An 18,218-nucleotide genomic window follows, 5' to 3' on the forward strand; every position below is an offset into this window, starting at 1 on the left:
GATCGGCCGTGAGCATGTCCCCACAAATTCGTCAGTCGGCCGAAGGTGCAGACTGTCCCGCGCCTGAAACGGTCCCGTCCGGTGCGGCGCGGCGGCATTTCTTCGGGAACGTCTCCGGTGAAAAGGGGGCTGGAAAAGCGGAAATGAAAAAGGCACCGGCGGTGGGAAGATCGGTTGCGCTACTGCATATGCTGCCGGCTCTGCTCTGGCTGCCGCAGGCGGGTTTGCTTGCATTTTCAGTCGGTAAAGTCGCTGACGGGGAGCCGATGATGGCGATCCTGCCGGCAGCTGTCGCCGTCCTCGTTCTCGGTGTCATCAGGGCATGGCTGGAAAAGATTGCGGCGAGACTGTCGTTTCGCGCTGCACGCGCCGCCCTTTCGCGGCGGCGGCTGGAAGCGCTTCATGCCGTGGCGAAAGTGTCGCCACTCGATCTGTCGCGTACGGCGTCCGGCGAGGCGGCAAGCGTTATCGCGGAAGCCGCGGAAGCGCTGGTACCCTATCTTTCAAGGTTTCAGCCAGCGCGGATGAAGGCCACCGTCGTCCCCTTGGTTTTCGTGCTGGCGATCCTGCCGTTCACCTGGATCGCGGCACTGGTGCTGCTGCTTTCCATGCCGACCATTCCGCTTTTCATGGCGCTGATCGGCTGGCAGGCGAAGGCTGCGAGCGAAAAGCAGCTGGCCGAGACCGGCAACATGAATGCCTTTCTGCTCGATCGCCTGCGCGGCCTGGAAACGATCCGCGTGCTGGAGGCCGTCGATCTGACCACCGGACGCCTGCGCACCGATGCCGAAAACCTGAAGAAGCGGACGATGGCGGTGCTGCGGATCGCCTTTTTATCCTCGGCGGTGCTGGAGCTTTTCGCGGCACTCGGGGTTGCCATGACAGCGGTTTATATTGGTTTCCATCTGCTCGGTTTTCTCGACTTTGGCGCGTGGGGAGAGAAATTGACGCTGGCCGAAGGTCTGTTCATCCTGCTTCTGGCCCCGGCTTTTTTCGAACCGCTGCGGGAATTGTCCGCCGTGTGGCACGACCGGGCGGCGGGCGAGGCGGCGCTCCATGCGCTCGGTAAATTGACGGAGGGCACCGTTACCATCGTCGGCGAAGGCAAGGACGTCACGCGGCACCCTTCGTCAGCTGCGTCCGGCATGCTGGAAATCGAGGGGCTGTCCTTTGCCTATCCCGATGCGCTGCCGGTGATCCGCAATTTCGATCTTGTTGTCCGATCGGGCGAGACGATCGCTCTTCTTGGAGCCTCCGGCTGCGGCAAATCCACCGTCCTGTCCCTGATCGCGGGTCTTGCTTCAGCAAAGAGCGGCACGATAAAAATCGGCGGCATCATCCTTGATGACGCAACTGCCGGTGCCCTGCGTAGTACCATCGGCTGGGTCGGCCAGAAACCGTTCTTTTTTGCCGGTTCCCTGAAGGCGAATATTCGCTTTGGCCGTGCCGGTGTCCGCGACGGCATGGTGGAGGAGACGCTGCGTCACACCGGGCTCAACACATTGTCGCATGCACGCGGGCATCTGCCGATCGGAGACGACGGTTATGGCATTTCCGGCGGTGAAGCGGTGCGGCTCGCCATTGCGCGCGCCTTCGCCGATCCCGCAACGCAGCTTGTTCTAGCCGACGAGCCGACGGCGCATCTCGACCGGGAGACGGCTGCTCTCGTCACGGAAAACCTGCTGCAGCTGGCAAAAGGCAGGACATTGATCGTCGCAACCCACGATCCGGTGCTCGCATCGCGCATGGACAGGATCGTGGAAATGACGGCAGTCCCGTCAGGAGGCCAGCCATGATCGCGCGTTTTGCCGCATTGAAACCTGTCGTTGCCCTGTTCTGGTCGGCGCGTCGCGGCATGCTGCTTGCCGGAGCGGCTCTGGCGGCAACCACGGTGCTGGCGGGCATCGGCCTTCTCGGGATTTCCAGCTGGTTCATTACTGCGACGGCGATTGCCGGTCTTCTGCCCGCAACGGCGTTTGCGTTTGATGTTTTTGCGCCATCTGCAGCGATACGTCTGCTGGCGCTGTCGCGCACCGCCGCCCGTTATGGCGAACGCATGAGCACACATGAGGCGACGCTTTCAGTGCTGGTCGTGCTCCGGGAAAATCTGTTTCGTGGCTTTGCCGCGCCACAAGCGGCGAAACATCTGGAAGCGAGGCCCGCCCGCCTGCTGAACCGGCTGACTGCGGATATCGACGCGCTGGACTCGCTTTATCTGCGCGTGCTGGTTCCCGTAGCCGTCGCGGTCCTCGCTGCGATTGCGACAGGCATCGGGCTTGCTTTCCTCGACCCACTTGCAGGCGTTCTGGCGGCGACCTTTCTTATAGCGGCGGGGCTAGGCATTTCGGTGCGATCGGCATTGCGGGCGGAAGAATTCTCACGTCGCCGGGCAATCGGGCTCGAAGCGCTTCGCGCCCGCACGGCGGATCTCGTCAACGGGCAGGTGGAATTGCTGACGGCCTCCCGTCTCTGCGCGCAGGTTGCGGCAGTGGAGCGTGCCGACGACTATCTGCTTGCCTGCGACGATCACTTGAGCCGCATCGAAACGAATGCCGGCTTTTCCTTCGGTATCTCTGCGGCAGTCCTCTTGAGTGCGACCCTTCTCGGCATGGCATGGCTCGTGGAACAGGGAGCGATCGACGCGCCAGCCGCAGCCCTCGGCCTGTTCGTCTGTTTCGCCGCGCTGGAGCCTTTCACGGCGCTCCGCCGTGGTGCAATGGAACTCGGACGCACGCTTTTTTCGGCAAGGCGCATTGCGCCGCGTCTTTCTGCCGAGGCTGCGGACCGCCATCCGCTCTTGCCTGCTTCGGGCATGGCGGCTGAGCTTCATGGCGTGCGGCTGAAGCGGGACGGCAACGAAAATCCGATCCTGACAAATATCGACCTTGCAATTGCCGCCGGAGAAACGGTCGCGATCGTCGGGCCGAGCGGCGCGGGCAAGACCAGCCTCATCCAGCTTCTGGCGGGCGAATTGCAACCGGCGGCGGGCACGGTCAGTGCTTTGCCATCCTGCCTCATGGCGCAGCGAAGTCAGCTTTTCCGAGATAGCATCGCCGACAATCTGCGGCTGGCAAAACCTGACGCGACCGAGCGCGAATTGTGGGATGCCTTACATGCCGCAGGCCTTGGCGAACACGTCAAAACCCTGGCGGCCGGGCTACACACTAAGCTTGGCGAGGCGGGGCAGGGTCTCTCCGGCGGTCAGTCGCGGCGGCTCGCCCTTGCCCGTTTCCTGCTGCGCGACAAACCGCTCTGGCTTCTCGACGAGGTGACGGAAGGGCTGGATGGCAACACTGCCCGCGACGTGCTGGGCCGGCTGTTTTCCAGGGCAGAAGGAAAGACTGTCGTGATGATCACCCATAATCGCCGCGAGGCGGAATTTGCGGATCGCATCATCGTACTGAAAGCCGGGCATCAACTTGATCGATGTCAAAGCGGAACCCCGGAATACGACGTAATGCTGCAAACATTGCGTCCGGATTGATTGACTTTTCAAGACCGGCGTTGCGTCGCAACAGAAGGCCGGCCTTCCAGTAAAGGTGGGGTAAAAACATTGGAACTCGACATCGTCGCGCTGTCGCGCCTGCAATTCGCGGTTACCGCTTTATATCATTTTCTATTCGTTCCCCTGACGATCGGGCTGTCGGTGGTGATCGCCATCATGGAAACGGTCTATGTCATGACTGGCCGCGCCATTTGGCGGCAGATGACGAAATTCTGGGGCACGCTATTCGGCATCAACTTCGTGCTGGGCGTTTCCACCGGCATCGTCATGGAATTCCAGTTCGGCATGAACTGGAGTTACTACAGCCATTATGTCGGCGATATTTTCGGCGCGCCGCTGGCGATCGAAGGAATGATGGCCTTCTTCCTGGAAGCTACCTTTGTCGGTCTGTTTTTTTTCGGCTGGGACAAGCTGTCTAAGCTCGGCCACCTGGTCGCGACATGGTGTGTGGCGCTCGGCTCGAATTTCTCGGCGCTGTGGATATTGATCGCCAATGGCTGGATGCAGAACCCGACGGGATCGGCCTTCAACCCCCAGACCATGCGTATGGAAGTGACGGATTTCTTCGCGGTTCTGATGAACCCGGTGGCGCAGGCGAAGTTCGTTCACACGGTTTCTGCGGGTTATGTCACCGCTTCCATCTTCGTGCTTGGCGTTTCCGCCTGGTATGTGCTGAAAGGCCGCCATGTCGATCTCGCCAAGCGGTCGATGACGGTTGCGGCCTCGTTCGGTCTGGCGTCGGCGCTGTCGGTCGTCGTGCTCGGCGATGAAAGTGGTTATCTTTCGACCGAACACCAGAAGATGAAGCTCGCCTCGATCGAGGCCATGTGGGAAACGGAGCCGGCTCCGGCACCTTTCACGGCCATTGGTTTTCCCGATCAGGAAGCGCGCGAGACGCATTTTGCGGTAAAGATCCCATGGGTGATGGGCCTTATCGGTACGCGCTCGCTCGACACGGAAATCCCCGGCATCAACGATCTCGTGGAGCTTGCAAAGACCCGAATCCGCGACGGCATCAAGGCCTATGATGCGCTGATGCAGATACGGGCCAACGGCAAGGGCGCACAATTGCCCGAAGAGGTGAGCGGCACCTTTGCCGAACTCGGCCACGAGCTTGGTTATGCCCTGCTGCTGAAACGCTATGTCGACGATCCGCGCCAGGCAACTGAAGAGCAGATCGCTAGGGCGGCTGCCGACACCATTCCCCATGTGCCGACGCTGTTCTGGGCGTTCCGCATCATGGTCGGTCTCGGCCTGTTCTTTATCGTGCTGACGGCGACCTTCTTTTATCTCTCAGCTCGCCGCCGGCTGGATCACTATCCGTTGCTGTTGAAGGTGGCCGTCTTTGCCATTCCACTGCCGTGGATTGCTGCGGAGATGGGCTGGGTGGTTGCGGAATTCGGTCGCCAACCGTGGATCATTGAGGGTGTGCTGCCGACGGCCGCGGCCGTTTCCAGCCTCAGCGCCTCGACGGTTCTGATTACGCTTCTGTGTTTCATCGCCATCTACACGGTGCTGTTCATCGTCGAGATGGGGCTGATGCTGAAGGCGATCCGCAAGGGTCCTGATCCGGACCACGAACCGGAAGCACCGCTCGTTCCTGAAAAACTCGTCGCTGCGGAGTAAACGATCATGATATTGCATCAACTCATCGACTACGAAATCCTCCGCGTCATCTGGTGGCTGCTGCTCGGCGTGGTGCTCATCGGGTTTGCCATCACCGGCGGTTTCGATCTTGGCACAGGGGCGCTGCTGCCTTTCGTTGCGAAGACCGATATTGAGCGGCGTGTCGTCATCAACTCCATCGGCCCGGTCTGGGAAGGCAATCAGGTCTGGCTCATCCTTGGCGGCGGTGCGATCTTCGCCGCCTGGCCGCCGCTCTATGCGGTGTCGTTTTCAGGTTTTTATCTGGCGATGTTCGCCACCCTGTTTGCGCTCATTCTTCGGCCAGTCGGTTTCAAATATCGCTCGAAGCGCGAAAGCACGGCATGGCGCAGCGCCTGGGATTGGGCGTTGTTCATCGGCGGGTTCGTTCCCGCGCTGATCTTCGGCGTGGCGATCGGCAATGTCCTGCAGGGCGTCCCCTTCTACTTTAATGACGATCTCAGGATTTTCTACGACGGCACGACTTTGTTCGAGCTTCTGAACCCCTACGGCCTTCTCTGCGGTCTTGTTTCCGTGGCCATGCTGGTGATGCACGGCGCGGCCTGGCTGGTGCTGAAGACCGAAGGCCCGGTTGCTGCCCGCGCCCGCACTTTCGGCAGCATTGCCGCACTAGCCACCACCGTTCTCTTCGCACTCGGCGGCGTCCTGTTGTGGCTCGGTATCGATGGGTATCGCTTCACTTCGGAAGTGGTAACCGACGGCCCGTCCAACCCGCTGTCAAAGACGGTCGAGGTCGCAAGCGGCGCCTGGTTTTCCAATTATGCGGCCCACCCGTGGATGATGCTGGCGCCAGCGCTCGGTCTTGCCTTTCCGCTTGTCGCCTTCCTGTTGTTCAGGCTTGGCCGGGAGGTGCTGGCGCTGCTTTCCAGCTCGCTCGCCATTTTCGGCATCATCTCCACCGTCGGGCTTACGATGTTCCCATTCATCCTGCCGTCTTCGGTCGATCCGAAGTCGAGCCTGACGGTCTGGGATGCATCGTCTAGCCACTTGACGCTGTTCATCATGCTGGTCGTCGCCCTCATCTTCATCCCGATCATCGTCGCTTATACGTCATGGGTCTATCATGTGCTGTGGGGCAAGGTGGATGAAAAGGCGATCCGCGACGACAACGGCCATGCCTATTAATATCGAACAAACAGAAGGAGAGCGAACATGTGGTATTTCGCCTGGCTGCTCGGCCTGCCTCTCGCCGCCATCTTCGCCGTCATGAACGCCATGTGGTATGAATTGATGGAAGAAAACGCCAAAAAGGCCGAGGTAAAGCCGGAAAAATGACGCCTCGGGGCACAGGGCAAAAAAAGGGCGGCATCCGGTCCGGACGCCGCCCTTTTGGTCAATGCCGTGCTTGTGACGCGCGGCTTCAGTGGATCGCGATGCCGCGCTTGTCCGCTTCTTCCTTGATGATGTCTTCGACCAGCGCTCTCTTGAGGTTTGGATTTCCCAGAAGATAGTCGTCGGCAATCTCAAAAATCGACTTCGGGTTCTCAGTCCCATGAAGGGTGTCGAGGTCCAGGCCGATCTGCTCTCGCAAGCTTGAATAGTCGTCCATCGCGTCTCTCCCGGTCACAGGTTCAGTCCAGAAGATCGGCCGGAACCTTGCCGCCGTTTTCGGACAGCTTCGTGATGACGGCCTTGTGCAGCCAGATGTTCATCGTCGCCGAATCCGAGGTGTCGCCGGTATAACCGAGTTCGCCCGCCAGTTCCTTTCTGGCGCTGAGGCTGCTGTCCAGATCGAGCGCCTTCAGAAGGTCGACGATCGAGTGTTTCCAGTCGAGCTTTTGGCCGTTCTTTTTGACCGCCGCATCCAGAATGGAGGCGACGTCGATGCTGCCCGTCGATGCCGGAGACGAAGCTGTCGGGGCAGGTGCGGCCGGGCTTGCAGTGGTTGTCGGTGCCCCGGTTGGAGTCGGTGTTGCCGCCTCGGCCCTGCCGAAAATCGCACCCTTGATCTTGTCGAAAAAGCTCATTTTGTCCTCCCTTTATCGGCGAAATGCGCGCCCAATGGCGATGAGAATGCATGCGCCGATGAAACCGGCGATGAGATATCCGATCCAGCCTCCGAGCGAGATGCCCACGAGCCCAAGCAGGAAATTGGCGACGATGGCCCCGATGATGCCAAGGATAATGTTCATGAAAACACCCATGTTGCTTTTCATGAACTGTTCGGCGAGCCAACCGGCCACACCGCCTATGATGATTGCTGCAATCCAACCGATTTGTGCGTCTTCCATAACAGCCCTTTCCTTTTTGAAAGAGGTCCGCAGGCATATGGACAGGCTTTTGCGCGCACTGATCCCCCCGCCTTGTTGACCCCAGGCGATCATTAACGGTCGAGCGACGATTTTGTTCCGCGCAGCGGTGCTATCTTCAGCCTTGGCTCTGGAAGTCCAGACCGATATCGAGAACCGCTGCGCTGTGGGTCAACCAGCCGACGGAAATGAGATCTATCCCGGTTGCGGCAATAGTAGCGGCGGTTTCAGGGTTGATGCGGCCGGAGGCTTCGGTAATGGCGCGCCCGGCAACGATTTCCACCGCCTCGCGCAGGTGTTCCGGCGTCATATTGTCGAGGAGAACCGCATCGACGCCTTCGTCCATTGCCTCGCGCAATTGCGTAAGCGTGTCGACTTCCACCTCGATCTTGACCAGATGTCCGACACCCGCTTTGGCGCTGCGAATGGCCTGGCGCACGCCGCCGGCTACGGCGATGTGGTTGTCCTTGATGAGAACGGCATCATAGAGGGCGAAGCGGTGGTTCATGCCGCCGCCGGCGCGCACGGCATATTTTTCCAGCGCCCTGAGGCCCGGCGTCGTTTTGCGGGTGCAGGCGATCGAGGCTTTGGTGCCGGAGATGGCGGCAACGATGCTTGCGGTGACGGAAGCGATACCCGACAGGTGACCGAGAAAATTAAGCGCGGTGCGTTCCCCGGTCAAAAGGCCGCGTGAGGGACCTTCGATCGTCGCGATGATGTCGCCGGGAGCCACAGTCGCGCCATCCTCAATATGCCGCTTCATCGCGATTGTCGGGTCCACCAGTTGAAAAGCAAGTTCCGCGGCATCGAGACCGGCAATGACGCCCGGTTCGCGTGCGGCCATGACGACGACCGAGCGATGATCGGCAGGAATGACGGCGGCGGATGTTATGTCGCCCGCCAGCCCCAGATCTTCCAGAAGGGCGTTGCGGACGAGCGGTTCCACGATGAGGCGTGGCAGGGGGGAGAGGATCATGTCAGGCGCTCCGCGCAATGCTGGAAGAGGAAAGGTCATAGGCAACGGCGATGACATCGGACAGGCGCAGCCTGCGCCTTGCGGCGACCGCTTCTTTTTCGGGGAAATCATCGCGGAAGTGCGCTCCGCGTGATTCCGTGCGCAAGGCTGCAAAGACGGCGATTGCGAGGCCGACGATGGCGGGATCGGATGCCGGGCCGTTTTGTTCGACCAAAGGCAGAAGTTTGTGGATCGCGTCGGCCAGCCCGGCTTCATGTCTGGCGATGCCGAGATGGCGGGAAACGATGGGCCGGACGATGGCGGGGTCTGCGACCGGAAGAACAGGTGTGGCGAATGACGTGACAGCCGTCACCGGTTTTGATGTCGGTTGGGCGGCAATACCTACCGCTGCGCGCATGCCCATGGCCGCCGCCTCCAGCAGGGAGTTGCTGGCGAGCCGGTTGGCCCCGTGAAGACCCGTACAGGCGGTTTCGCCGGCAACCCAGAGGCCCGGCACCGAACTGCGGCCATTGCCATCAGTGGCGATGCCGCCCATGTGGTAATGCACGGCGGGGCGGACGGGAACAAGCTCGCGGGCGGGGTCTATCCCGGCCTCGCGGCAGAGCAGGTCGATTGACGGGAAACGCGCCGAAAAACCGGTGCCCAGCGCCTGGCGGGCATCGAGAAAGACCTTGCCGCCACGCAGGATTTCCCGGTCGATGGCGCGGGCGACAATATCGCGGGAGGCGAGTTCCGCACCCGGAACGGCCGCCATGAAACGCTCACCGTTTTCATTGAGAAGAAGTGCACCTTCGCCCCGCACCGCCTCGCTGACCAGTGCCAGCGGCCGCCGGGGAGAGGAAAGCGCCGTCGGGTGGAACTGGACGAATTCCATATCGGTGAGGATGGCGCCGGCGCGCGCGGCGAGCACGATGCCCTGCCCGTAATTGCCGGAGGGATTGGTCGTCGCCTCGTAAAGCCCGCCAAGCCCGCCGGTTGCAAGAATGACGTTGGTGGCCGGGAGAACGAAGCTGCCCCCTTGCCCGGCGCAGATGAGACCTGTCACCACGCCGTCACCAGTCAACAGCCGGCGCACTTCCGTGCCCTCCAGAACCGTGATGGACGGCGTGTTAAGAACGGCGGCTGCGAGAGCCTTGACTATGGCCGCGCCCGAGCCGTCGCCTTCGGCATGCAGGATGCGCCGGCGACTATGGGCGGCTTCCAGCCCGAACAGAAGTTTGCCTTGCGCGTCGCGGTCGAAACGCACTCCGGCCCGCTCCAGCGCTTCTATAACGGCGGGGGCGGCGGAGACGATATCCGCGGCCACATCCGCATCGCAGAGGCCATCGCCTGCGGCAAGCGTATCGGCAAGATGAAGCGCCGCGCTATCGTCAGCCCCGAGGCTTGCCGCAATGCCGCCCTGCGCCCAGGCGCTGGACGTCTCGCCGCCAAGCGCACTGCGCGTCAAAAGCAGCACCGGTTGCGGCGCAAGCGTCAGCGCCGCCATCAGGCCGGCAATGCCGCTGCCGACGATGACCGTTCCGCCGGCATATCGCGACAGACCTTCGCTCATACCGCCAGCATCCTTTCCACGGCGCGGCGGGCGGCGACCGCGATAGTCGGATCGATCGTCACCTCATGGCGGTTTTCCTCCAGCGCCGTGCGGATATTGCCAAGCGTGATGCGCTTCATGTGCGGGCAAAGATTGCAGGGGCGGATGAACTCGACATCGGGGTGATGCACGGCGACATTGTCGCTCATCGAGCATTCCGTCAGAAGCACCACGCGTGCGGGGCGTTCCCTGCCGACATAATCCGACATGACGGCGGTGGAGCCGGAAAAATCCGCGGCCTCAACAACATCAGGCGGACATTCCGGATGCGCCAGCACGGTGATGCCGGGATGGCTCTCTCTCAATTCACGGATGTCATCGGCGGTGAAAAGCTCGTGCACTTCGCAATGGCCACGCCACGCGATCAGCTCGACATTGGTTTCCCGCGCCACGTTTTTCGCCAGATATTCGTCGGGCAGCATCAGCACGCGCGGCACGCCGAGCGATTCCACCACCTGGCGGGCATTGCCGGACGTGCAGCATATGTCGGAAGCCGCCTTCACCGCCGCAGACGTATTTACATAAGTGACGACTGGAACGCCGGGATAGGCTTTGCGTAAAAGCGCTATGTCTTCGGGCGTAATGGAATCGGCGAGCGAACAGCCCGCAGCCATATCCGGAATGAGCACGGTCTTTCCCGGATTGAGCAGCTTTGCCGTCTCGGCCATGAAATGCACGCCGGCGAGAACGATGATGTCCGCCTCCACTTCCATCGCCTTGCGCGCAAGGGTAAGGCTGTCGCCGACGATATCGGCGACGCCGTGGAAGATTTCCGGCGTCTGGTAATTATGGGCGAGGATGACGGCGTTGCGCCTGCGCTTCAGATCGAGGATCGCCTCCACATCGTCCTGAAAGCCCATCCATTCGGCCTTGGGAATGACGCGGCTGACGCGCTCGTAAAGGCTTGCGGCAGAAATCTGTTCGTTCACGCGTTCTCCCATTTATACTCTATTTGAGCATATCTAGGTCAAAGAGATATTCTCATTGTGAGTATATGTCAATTGCGGGAGAGCGGCAGTTTTGTTCCGGAGAGGGCGCGTTCATCGACAACGGTCTGGCGGAAGCGGAAAAGCTTTGCCGGCCGTCCGCCGGTTTCGGTCGCCATGCCGCCGGTCTCTTCCACCAGTTGTTGCTGTTCGATCAGCCGGCGGAAATTCTGTTTGTGCAGCGTCAGCCCGGCGAGCGCTTCGACCGCGCGCTGCAATTGCAGCAGGGTGAAGGCGTCGGCCATCAGTTCGAAAACCACCGGGCGGTACTTGATCTTGGCCCTCAGGCGGGCGATGCCGGTGGCGAGAATGCGGCGGTGATCGGCAAACATCGGCCTGCCGAAATTGATCCGGGGCTCGCTCTGGGCTTCCTCCACCAGCCCTGCCTCATACAGTAATTCATAGCGTTGCAGGGTCAGTTCCTCGTTCCAGCCGCCGCCATCGAGACCGAAGGTGAAATCGGCTCGCAAGTGGCGCTGGCTTTTGCAGGCCGGATCGGAATCGGCCCACGCACGCAGCCTGTCGATAATGGTGGTGAGAACCACTGGGCGGCCCTGCCGATGGTCCTCCCAGGGGAAATATTCGTACCAACCGTGCCAGAGCGGGCGGCCGTTGCCGGGCGGCTCCTGCTCGCGAACCAGCCCGAGATAGCCGATTGAGATGGTTCTGCCGCCAAGAATGTCATTGTTGCGGTCGCGATCGGCGAAGGTGTAAAGCTGTTCGAGGTAACCGACGGGGTGATGCGTCTGCTCGTGGATCCACTCCCGCAACCCGCTCTGAAGCGTTCTGTGACCGAATTCGAACGGCCCCGAAGGAAGTGCGGCGCCCGCTCGAACGGTCATGACCCGTGGTTCGTCCCTGGTGATGGCGGTGACGACGGCGATGAGTTCGGCATGGGCAAGCCCGATGGTCACGGCGACTCCTCTGGTTCTTGGCTGCAAGACCAACCTTCTTTGGCACAGGAAGGCCGGTTCGCCAACAAGGACGGGCTGGAAAGGGTCGCTGATGCGCGCGCCGGAAAACAGGGTTTCATCAGACAAAAGGATGAATTCTTGTAGTTAGGCGTCCGTCATCCGTTATGTTACAGACCCGCCATAAGCATCTTTCATAACGCAGAAGGCCAATGCTAGAGGACATATCTCTCGAAGAGTCGCTTGTTGGTTACTACACCTGGAACATCGGGCAAAACCTGATTTATCTGGATGCCGTGGCTTCGCAATTGCGTGACGTTTCCATCGAGGAGGCCGCCTGCGGCATTCCGGTGGAGAATTTCATCGCGCAGATCGAAAGCGGTTCCCGGGCGGGCGTGGCCAAGGCGGTTTACAACTCGCTGACGAATGGCGTGTTTTATGATCAGGAATACCGCATTCGGCTCAAATCCGGCGATTTCCGCTGGCTGCGGACAACGGGTAGAGTGATTCTGGACTCTGACCGGATTCCGATCATGGCAATGGGCACGGTGCGTGATATCACTGCCCGCAAGGTCTTATTGATGTAATATTTTTTCCGTTCGGCCTCTTTTAAAAACGCCGATCTATTTTTGTCGATTATTTTTTGATGTTGCGGTGACATGGTTCGGCAGGTTTTAATTTTGCTGTTGCAGATCGTGCTGGTCATTGGGCTCGGCATAGCCGCCATCCGTATTGCTTCGCTCGTCAACGGCGATGCGACAGGTGCGACAGCTGGACTTGCCGCAAACACGGAGACGCTGTGGACGACCTCGCCGGTTCGGGTTGACCTCCGCCACCAGAATTTCGAGCGTATTCCGACCCCGCCCGATCCATACCCCCTGAAAATATACGCGGATCAGCGTCTGCGCGTTGTCTCCAACAACCGCTTCACCTTCAAAGGGCAGGAATTCCGCCTTGCCGGCGTGGAGGATATCGATCGCAACCGGGTCTGTGCCGGCCCTGACGGCCGCCGTTATGCCTGCGGCCTGAATGCCTTCAAGGCGCTGGAAAACCGGTTGCGCGGCAAATATCTCGAATGCCATGTGGTGGAAGAGGGCGGCGGCGTCCTTTCCGTGGAATGCCGGATCAACGGACAGGATCTGCGGGCGCTATTGCAATAGGCAATCGCCGTGAGCAGCCGATAAGGCCGTTCTAATAACAGGTGTTTTCAGTTCATAGAGATTTGGTGGAGCTAAGCGGGATCGAACCGCTGACCTCTTGCATGCCATGCAAGCGCTCTCCCAGCTGAGCTATAGCCCCATAAGGGTTCCGGCATTTCGTCCGGTTCCGGGAACCGAAGCGGCTGTTGTTCCGTTCGGTGGCGGCTTACTACTTCGGCTAACCGAAGAGTGCAAGCACAAAAAACAGCCCGGCTTCATTTTTTTGTCGCCGGGCCGGTTTATCCAATAAGATCAAGCTTCTTCGTCGTCGCCCGGTACGCCGATGATGCCGGACATGTCGTCGTCGTCATCTTCGTCGTCGGTTTCGAGGAAGGTGTCGTCATCGTCACCGATTTCCACGTCATCTTCGTCGTCGCCAAGATCAGGGATCTCGTCGCCGCTGGTGTCGCCGTCGGCATCTTCCAGCGATACGAGTTCGACTTCCGTGTTTTCGGCGTCGACTTCTGCCACTTCCTCTTCTTCAGCCTGCTCGAGCTTTGCCTGAGCCGTGCTTTCCTCGAAGAAGGACAGCGGCCAGGATTTGCCGCTATAGGGAGAAACGACCGGATCGCGGTTCAGATCGTAGAACTTCTTGCCGGTATCGGGGTCTGTGCGCTTGGTACCAAGGTCCGCTTTTGCCACTGTCTAAGCCTCAAATTGTCGGATGAGTTTCGGTGTGTACGCCGTAAAACCGGCATAGACGGTAAAATTTCTAGCCGGTCCCCTTAATCGTTGCGGTCTTTCGTGTCAAAGACAAACTTCGGATGTCGCCCTCTGTGATGCGCCTTGTATACCAAGTCGCTCATAAAGATTGGAGGTCACGGCACTCTACTGTATTAATGACGCGCGCACAGGCAGAAAGCTTCATGACCTTCACGATTGCCATAGATGGGCCGGCCGCAGCGGGCAAAGGGACCCTGTCACGCAGGATTGCGGAGACCTATGGTTTCCATCATCTCGATACCGGGCTGACCTATAGAGCCACAGCCAAGGCCCTTCTAGACGCGGGCCTGCGGCTCGATGACGAAACCATTGCGGAAAAGGTGGCGCTGGAACTCGACCTTGCCGGTCTCGACCGCGCGGTCCTTTCAAGGCACGATATCGGCGAGGCCGCGTCCAGGATAGCGGTGATGACACCGGTGAGACGCGCGCTGGTCACAGCGCAGCAGCGTTTTGCCACAAAGGAGCCTGGCACGGTTCTGGACGGCCGTGACATCGGAACGGTGGTTTGCCCGGATGCGCCGGTGAAACTTTACGTCACCGCTTCGCCGGAGGTGCGGGCGCGACGTCGTTATGATGAAATCCTCGCCAATGGCGGCAATGCCGATTACGACGCCATTTTCACTGAAGTGAGGAAACGCGACGAGCGCGATATGGGCCGCGCCGACAGCCCGTTGAAACCAGCTGAAGACGCGCACTTGCTAGATACGTCGGAAATGAGTATAGAGGCGGCGTTTCAGGCCGCGCGGACGATCATCGACGCCGCTCTGAAGAAATAGGTTTTTCGCGGAACCGCTTGAATTTGGTCCGCGTTTAGTCAGGAATTGCCTGAAGACATGTCCTTGCGCCGGAAAGCCTTTTTAAAAAGGCGGGCATGGGTTCGGGTATCAACAACGCTAGCCCACCGGCGCTCTTGTATTCGCTCTCTTGCGGATACAATCAGGAGATTTCATGTCAGTATCTACACCCACGCGCGAAGATTTCGCAGCGCTTCTCGAAGAATCCTTTGCCTCGAACGATCTTGCCGAAGGCTATGTTGCCAAGGGTATCGTGACGGCAATCGAGAAGGACGTTGCCATCGTCGACGTCGGCCTCAAGGTTGAAGGCCGCGTACCGTTGAAGGAATTCGGCGCGAAGTCCAAGGACGGCACGCTGAAGGTCGGCGACGAAGTCGAAGTTTACGTCGAGCGCATCGAAAACGCCCTCGGCGAAGCCGTTCTGTCGCGCGAGAAGGCTCGCCGCGAAGAAAGCTGGGTCAAGCTCGAAGCCAAGTTCGAAGCCGGCGAGCGCGTCGAAGGCGTTATCTTCAACCAGGTCAAGGGTGGTTTCACCGTCGATCTGGACGGCGCTGTTGCCTTCCTTCCGCGTTCGCAGGTCGACATCCGTCCGATCCGCGACGTTACCCCGCTGATGCACAACCCGCAGCCCTTCGAAATCCTCAAGATGGACAAGCGTCGCGGCAACATCGTTGTTTCGCGCCGCACGGTTCTCGAAGAGTCCCGCGCCGAGCAGCGTTCTGAAATCGTTCAGAACCTCGAAGAAGGCCAGGTTGTTGACGGCGTCGTCAAGAACATCACCGATTACGGTGCGTTCGTTGATCTCGGCGGTATCGACGGCCTGCTGCACGTTACCGACATGGCATGGCGCCGCGTCAACCATCCTTCGGAAATCCTCAACATTGGCCAGCAGGTTAAGGTTCAGATCATCCGCATCAACCAGGAAACCCATCGTATCTCGCTCGGCATGAAGCAGCTCGAGTCCGATCCGTGGGATGGCATCTCCGCCAAGTACCCGGTTGGCAAGAAGATCTCCGGTACGGTCACGAACATCACCGACTATGGTGCATTCGTTGAGCTGGAGCCGGGCATCGAAGGCCTGATCCACATTTCCGAAATGTCCTGGACCAAGAAGAACGTACATCCCGGCAAGATCCTGTCCACGAGCCAGGAAGTTGACGTTGTCGTTCTCGAAGTCGATCCGTCCAAGCGCCGTATCTCGCTCGGCCTCAAGCAGACGCTGGAAAACCCGTGGCAGGCATTTGCCTACAGCCATCCGGCCGGCACTGAAGTCGAAGGCGAAGTCAAGAACAAGACCGAATTCGGCCTGTTCATCGGCCTGGAAGGCGATGTCGACGGCATGGTTCACCTGTCGGATCTCGACTGGAACCGTCCGGGCGAACAGGTCATCGAAGAGTTCAACAAGGGTGACGTGGTCAAGGCCGTCGTTCTCGATGTTGACGTCGAGAAGGAACGCATTTCGCTCGGCATCAAGCAGCTCGGCAAGGATGCTGTCGGTGAAGCCGCAACGTCCGGCGACCTGCGCAAGAACGCTGTCGTTTCGTGCGAAGTCATCGCCGTTAACGACGGTGGCGTGGAAGTGAAGCTCGTCAACCACGAGGACATCACCTCCTTCATCCGTCGCAACGACCTCGCACGCGATCGTGACGATCAGCGTCCGGAGCGTTTCGCGGTTGGCCAGGTTTTCGACGCCCGCGTCGTCAACTTCTCGAAGAAGGACCGCAAGGTCATGCTTTCGATCAAGGCTCTGGAAATCGCTGAAGAGAAGGAAGCCGTCGCACAGTTCGGTTCGTCCGACTCGGGCGCTTCGCTCGGCGACATCCTCGGTGCTGCTCTGAAGAACCGCACTGAATAATCGCTAACGATCTTTCGAAATGAAGAACCCGCCGGAATTTCCGGCGGGTTTTTTATTGGGCGCGGTGTCGTATCGCGGGGAATGCGCGGTGCAAATTCAGGGCATGCCGCTCATTCTGAGATAATAGTTTTCAGCGCTGTCGTCGGAAGCAGCTTCCTGTGGATTTTCCTGCTCGCGGGTCTCGTCATTGGCAGCCACCCGTTCTTCGGCCTCATCCTGATCGCCGGGATTTTCATCCTCCGGCTGGCCTTCTGCCTCCTCTTCGGAAAACGGGCCGCTTCCGCGATGCGGGCTTTCCGATTCGTGGTCCTCTTCCGCCGGCGGATAGGCGACAAGCGGCAGCGGCGTGCCGTCTTTTGCCAGGGCTGCTGCGATCAGCGATTGCGAAGCCGCTTGTTCCAGCATTGCCAATCTGGCTTCCGGGTCGAGAGTGGCGCCGGGGATGGGCTGGGGTTCGGGTCGGTTGGCAATCGTTTCGGTTTCCTCGCCGGACGGTCGGGCGGTGGGCATTGTCGAAGCGGTTTGTTCGGCAGGCTGTTCTTCCAGCTGTTGCGGTGCGGCACCCGTTGATGTGGCGGCAGTCTGCGCAGCGGTCATGACTGTGGCGGGAAGTTTGCCCGCCACGGCGGCAAGCAGCAGGTTTTCCATCTCCTTGATGTCGCCTGCGGGCTGGCTGGATAGCGGGGTCAGGAGCATACGGGCTTCCTTCTGCTCGGACTTCACCATCTCCCGAACCGCGAGGGCGGGGCGCATTTCACCTTTCTCGACCCGTGGCGCAATTGCCGGTTGGGTCTCCACAGGCGCTTCTTTTATCGTGCCGCCCGTTTGCGACTGAGGCGGCCGTGCCGTGCTTTCGGCTTTTCCATCCGGTTTTGCCGCATCGGGCGGAGAATCAGGTGTGTCGGCAGGCGGGTTGGCAAGATTGACCCTCGGGTCTTGCGGCGCTACCTGCACCGCCACCATGGCTTTTATTGCGGCGGCGCTCTGGGCAAGCGGGCCGATGAGCAGAGGCAAGAGCCGGCCGGGCGCGGCGATGTTTGCCGGTTGTGCCGTTGCGCTCGTTGCGGAGTTCTGGCGGCTCTCGGCGCTCTGGCTCGGGGCGTTCCGCTGTCCTTGTCGTGGTGGCTGTACCGGGGGCGGGTTGGCGGAATTGTTCTGCTGGTAGGAAGACACCACCGCCTTTGCCGCAAGATCCGTTCCCTTGTAGCGGGAAAGCTCGATCAACAGCGCCAGACGGGCGGCATCGGGGCCGGTAGGCTGTTTCAGGATTTCGGCGAGCATCGATAGGCTCAACCCTTGCAGGGCTTTGCTGATCTGTTGCTCCAGCGCAAGACGTTGCGGGGCGGGCAGGGTACGCAGCGCATCCGTCAGGCGCACCACATAGTTTGGGATGGCCTCACCCTCGCGTCGGGGCAGGTTCATCAGCTTGCCGAGCGCCTCGGCCAGAACGGCAGTACTGCGGGAGAGTTGAAATTCGCTGGTCAGGGAAGCGATCGCCGCTCTGGCGAAAAGATTACTGCCATTGCCGGCACCAATATTGCTCACCTGCGGCTGCACGGCCTCTTTGGGCTGCCCGCGCTGCGTCTGCGCGGCTGCGGCTCCATAGGTGGCATCGGTTGCCGTAATTTTCGGTACAGGCGGTAACATGGTGCGCTCCGTTCCTATCGACTACCGCCGCTGGCTGCGAAAGGGCCAATCCCTGGCCCTCTGACCCGCATGTGGCCCGCATGTTGAAAGATTGCCGCGCCGGTGATGTACAGGTGT

General features: G+C 60.2%; 19 protein-coding genes and 1 tRNA gene. 10 read left to right on the forward strand and 10 right to left on the reverse strand.

Annotated elements, in window-relative coordinates; translation table 11 throughout:
* The first annotated feature begins 14 nt into the window (after positions 1-14).
* The 5 genes from cydD (at position 15) to cydX (ending at position 6,445) form a co-directional block, all read left to right on the forward strand.
* On the forward strand, positions 15-1,796 hold the full coding sequence (gene cydD, locus QSK43_RS14550) for a thiol reductant ABC exporter subunit CydD (RefSeq protein WP_332304018.1): 1,782 nt from the start codon (positions 15-17) through the stop codon (positions 1,794-1,796).
* The gene (locus QSK43_RS14555; RefSeq protein WP_332304019.1) at positions 1,793-3,484 is read left to right on the forward strand and encodes an amino acid ABC transporter ATP-binding/permease protein; all 1,692 of its coding nucleotides are present in this window, start codon (positions 1,793-1,795) and stop codon (positions 3,482-3,484) included. The genes cydD and QSK43_RS14555 overlap by 4 nt, the downstream gene beginning before the upstream one ends.
* Positions 3,485-3,553: 69 nt before the next feature.
* The gene (locus QSK43_RS14560) at positions 3,554-5,131 is read left to right on the forward strand and encodes a cytochrome ubiquinol oxidase subunit I (protein WP_332304020.1); all 1,578 of its coding nucleotides are present in this window, start codon (positions 3,554-3,556) and stop codon (positions 5,129-5,131) included.
* A gap of 6 nt (positions 5,132-5,137) precedes the next feature.
* A complete protein-coding gene (cydB, locus tag QSK43_RS14565) occupies positions 5,138-6,295 on the forward strand; it encodes a cytochrome d ubiquinol oxidase subunit II (protein ID WP_332304021.1) in 1,158 nt (385 codons plus the stop codon).
* A gap of 27 nt (positions 6,296-6,322) precedes the next feature.
* Positions 6,323-6,445, forward strand: coding sequence for a cytochrome bd-I oxidase subunit CydX (cydX, locus tag QSK43_RS14570; RefSeq protein WP_045016556.1), 123 nt, complete (start codon positions 6,323-6,325; stop codon positions 6,443-6,445).
* 85 nt (positions 6,446-6,530) lie between these two features.
* Here the strand turns inward: cydX and QSK43_RS14575 are convergent, their stop codons facing one another.
* From QSK43_RS14575 to QSK43_RS14605, 7 genes are all read right to left on the reverse strand, one after another.
* Positions 6,531-6,719 carry a hypothetical protein gene (locus tag QSK43_RS14575; protein ID WP_332304022.1) on the reverse strand — a complete coding sequence of 63 codons (189 nt, stop codon included), beginning with the start codon at positions 6,717-6,719 and terminating at the stop codon, positions 6,531-6,533.
* A 22-nt stretch (positions 6,720-6,741) separates the two neighbouring features.
* Entirely contained in the window at positions 6,742-7,137 is a 396-nt protein-coding gene (locus QSK43_RS14580) for a DUF3597 domain-containing protein (RefSeq protein WP_332304023.1), read from the reverse strand.
* 12 nt (positions 7,138-7,149) lie between these two features.
* Positions 7,150-7,401 (reverse strand): GlsB/YeaQ/YmgE family stress response membrane protein, encoded by a 252-nt coding sequence (locus QSK43_RS14585; RefSeq protein WP_045016691.1) that lies wholly within the window; start codon positions 7,399-7,401, stop codon positions 7,150-7,152.
* Between the two features lie 136 nt (positions 7,402-7,537).
* A complete protein-coding gene (gene nadC / locus QSK43_RS14590; RefSeq protein WP_332304024.1) occupies positions 7,538-8,395 on the reverse strand; it encodes a carboxylating nicotinate-nucleotide diphosphorylase in 858 nt (285 codons plus the stop codon).
* Position 8,396: 1 nt separating this feature from the next.
* Complete coding sequence (locus QSK43_RS14595) at positions 8,397-9,947, reverse strand: L-aspartate oxidase (RefSeq protein WP_332304025.1); 1,551 nt, start codon at positions 9,945-9,947, stop codon at positions 8,397-8,399.
* Positions 9,944-10,915 carry a quinolinate synthase NadA gene (nadA, locus tag QSK43_RS14600; RefSeq protein WP_332304026.1) on the reverse strand — a complete coding sequence of 324 codons (972 nt, stop codon included), beginning with the start codon at positions 10,913-10,915 and terminating at the stop codon, positions 9,944-9,946. Before nadA ends, QSK43_RS14595 begins: the two co-directional genes overlap by 4 nt.
* Positions 10,916-10,983: 68 nt before the next feature.
* Positions 10,984-11,886, reverse strand: coding sequence for an NUDIX hydrolase (locus QSK43_RS14605; protein WP_332304027.1), 903 nt, complete (start codon positions 11,884-11,886; stop codon positions 10,984-10,986).
* On the opposite strand from QSK43_RS14605, the gene QSK43_RS14610 reads away from it, so the two are divergent.
* The 3 genes from QSK43_RS14610 (at position 11,866) to QSK43_RS14620 (ending at position 13,043) form a co-directional block, all read left to right on the forward strand.
* Entirely contained in the window at positions 11,866-12,030 is a 165-nt protein-coding gene (locus tag QSK43_RS14610) for a hypothetical protein (protein ID WP_332304028.1), read from the forward strand. The genes QSK43_RS14605 and QSK43_RS14610 overlap by 21 nt on opposite strands.
* A 65-nt stretch (positions 12,031-12,095) precedes the next feature.
* Positions 12,096-12,470, forward strand: a complete 375-nt coding sequence (locus tag QSK43_RS14615; RefSeq protein ID WP_045016563.1) for a PAS domain-containing protein — start codon at positions 12,096-12,098, stop codon at positions 12,468-12,470.
* 72 nt (positions 12,471-12,542) lie between these two features.
* On the forward strand, positions 12,543-13,043 hold the full coding sequence (locus QSK43_RS14620; protein WP_332304029.1) for a thermonuclease family protein: 501 nt from the start codon (positions 12,543-12,545) through the stop codon (positions 13,041-13,043).
* Between the two features lie 63 nt (positions 13,044-13,106).
* Here QSK43_RS14620 and QSK43_RS14625 read toward each other — a convergent pair.
* Positions 13,107-13,182, reverse strand: a tRNA-Ala gene (locus QSK43_RS14625).
* A gap of 152 nt (positions 13,183-13,334) precedes the next feature.
* Positions 13,335-13,724, reverse strand: coding sequence for a TIGR02300 family protein (locus tag QSK43_RS14630; RefSeq protein ID WP_045016565.1), 390 nt, complete (start codon positions 13,722-13,724; stop codon positions 13,335-13,337).
* A gap of 197 nt (positions 13,725-13,921) precedes the next feature.
* Here QSK43_RS14630 and cmk point away from each other — a divergent pair, with 197 nt between their 5' ends.
* On the forward strand, positions 13,922-14,581 hold the full coding sequence (gene cmk / locus QSK43_RS14635) for a (d)CMP kinase (protein WP_332304030.1): 660 nt from the start codon (positions 13,922-13,924) through the stop codon (positions 14,579-14,581).
* Between the two features lie 172 nt (positions 14,582-14,753).
* Complete coding sequence (rpsA, locus tag QSK43_RS14640) at positions 14,754-16,454, forward strand: 30S ribosomal protein S1 (RefSeq protein ID WP_045016567.1); 1,701 nt, start codon at positions 14,754-14,756, stop codon at positions 16,452-16,454.
* 96 nt (positions 16,455-16,550) lie between these two features.
* On the opposite strand, the gene QSK43_RS14645 is transcribed toward rpsA, so the two are convergent.
* Positions 16,551-18,101, reverse strand: coding sequence for a hypothetical protein (locus QSK43_RS14645; protein WP_332304031.1), 1,551 nt, complete (start codon positions 18,099-18,101; stop codon positions 16,551-16,553).
* Positions 18,102-18,218: the final 117 nt, after the last annotated feature.

This window comes from Rhizobium sp. GR12, assembly GCF_036596185.1.
GTDB lineage: Bacteria > Pseudomonadota > Alphaproteobacteria > Rhizobiales > Rhizobiaceae > Agrobacterium > Agrobacterium nepotum.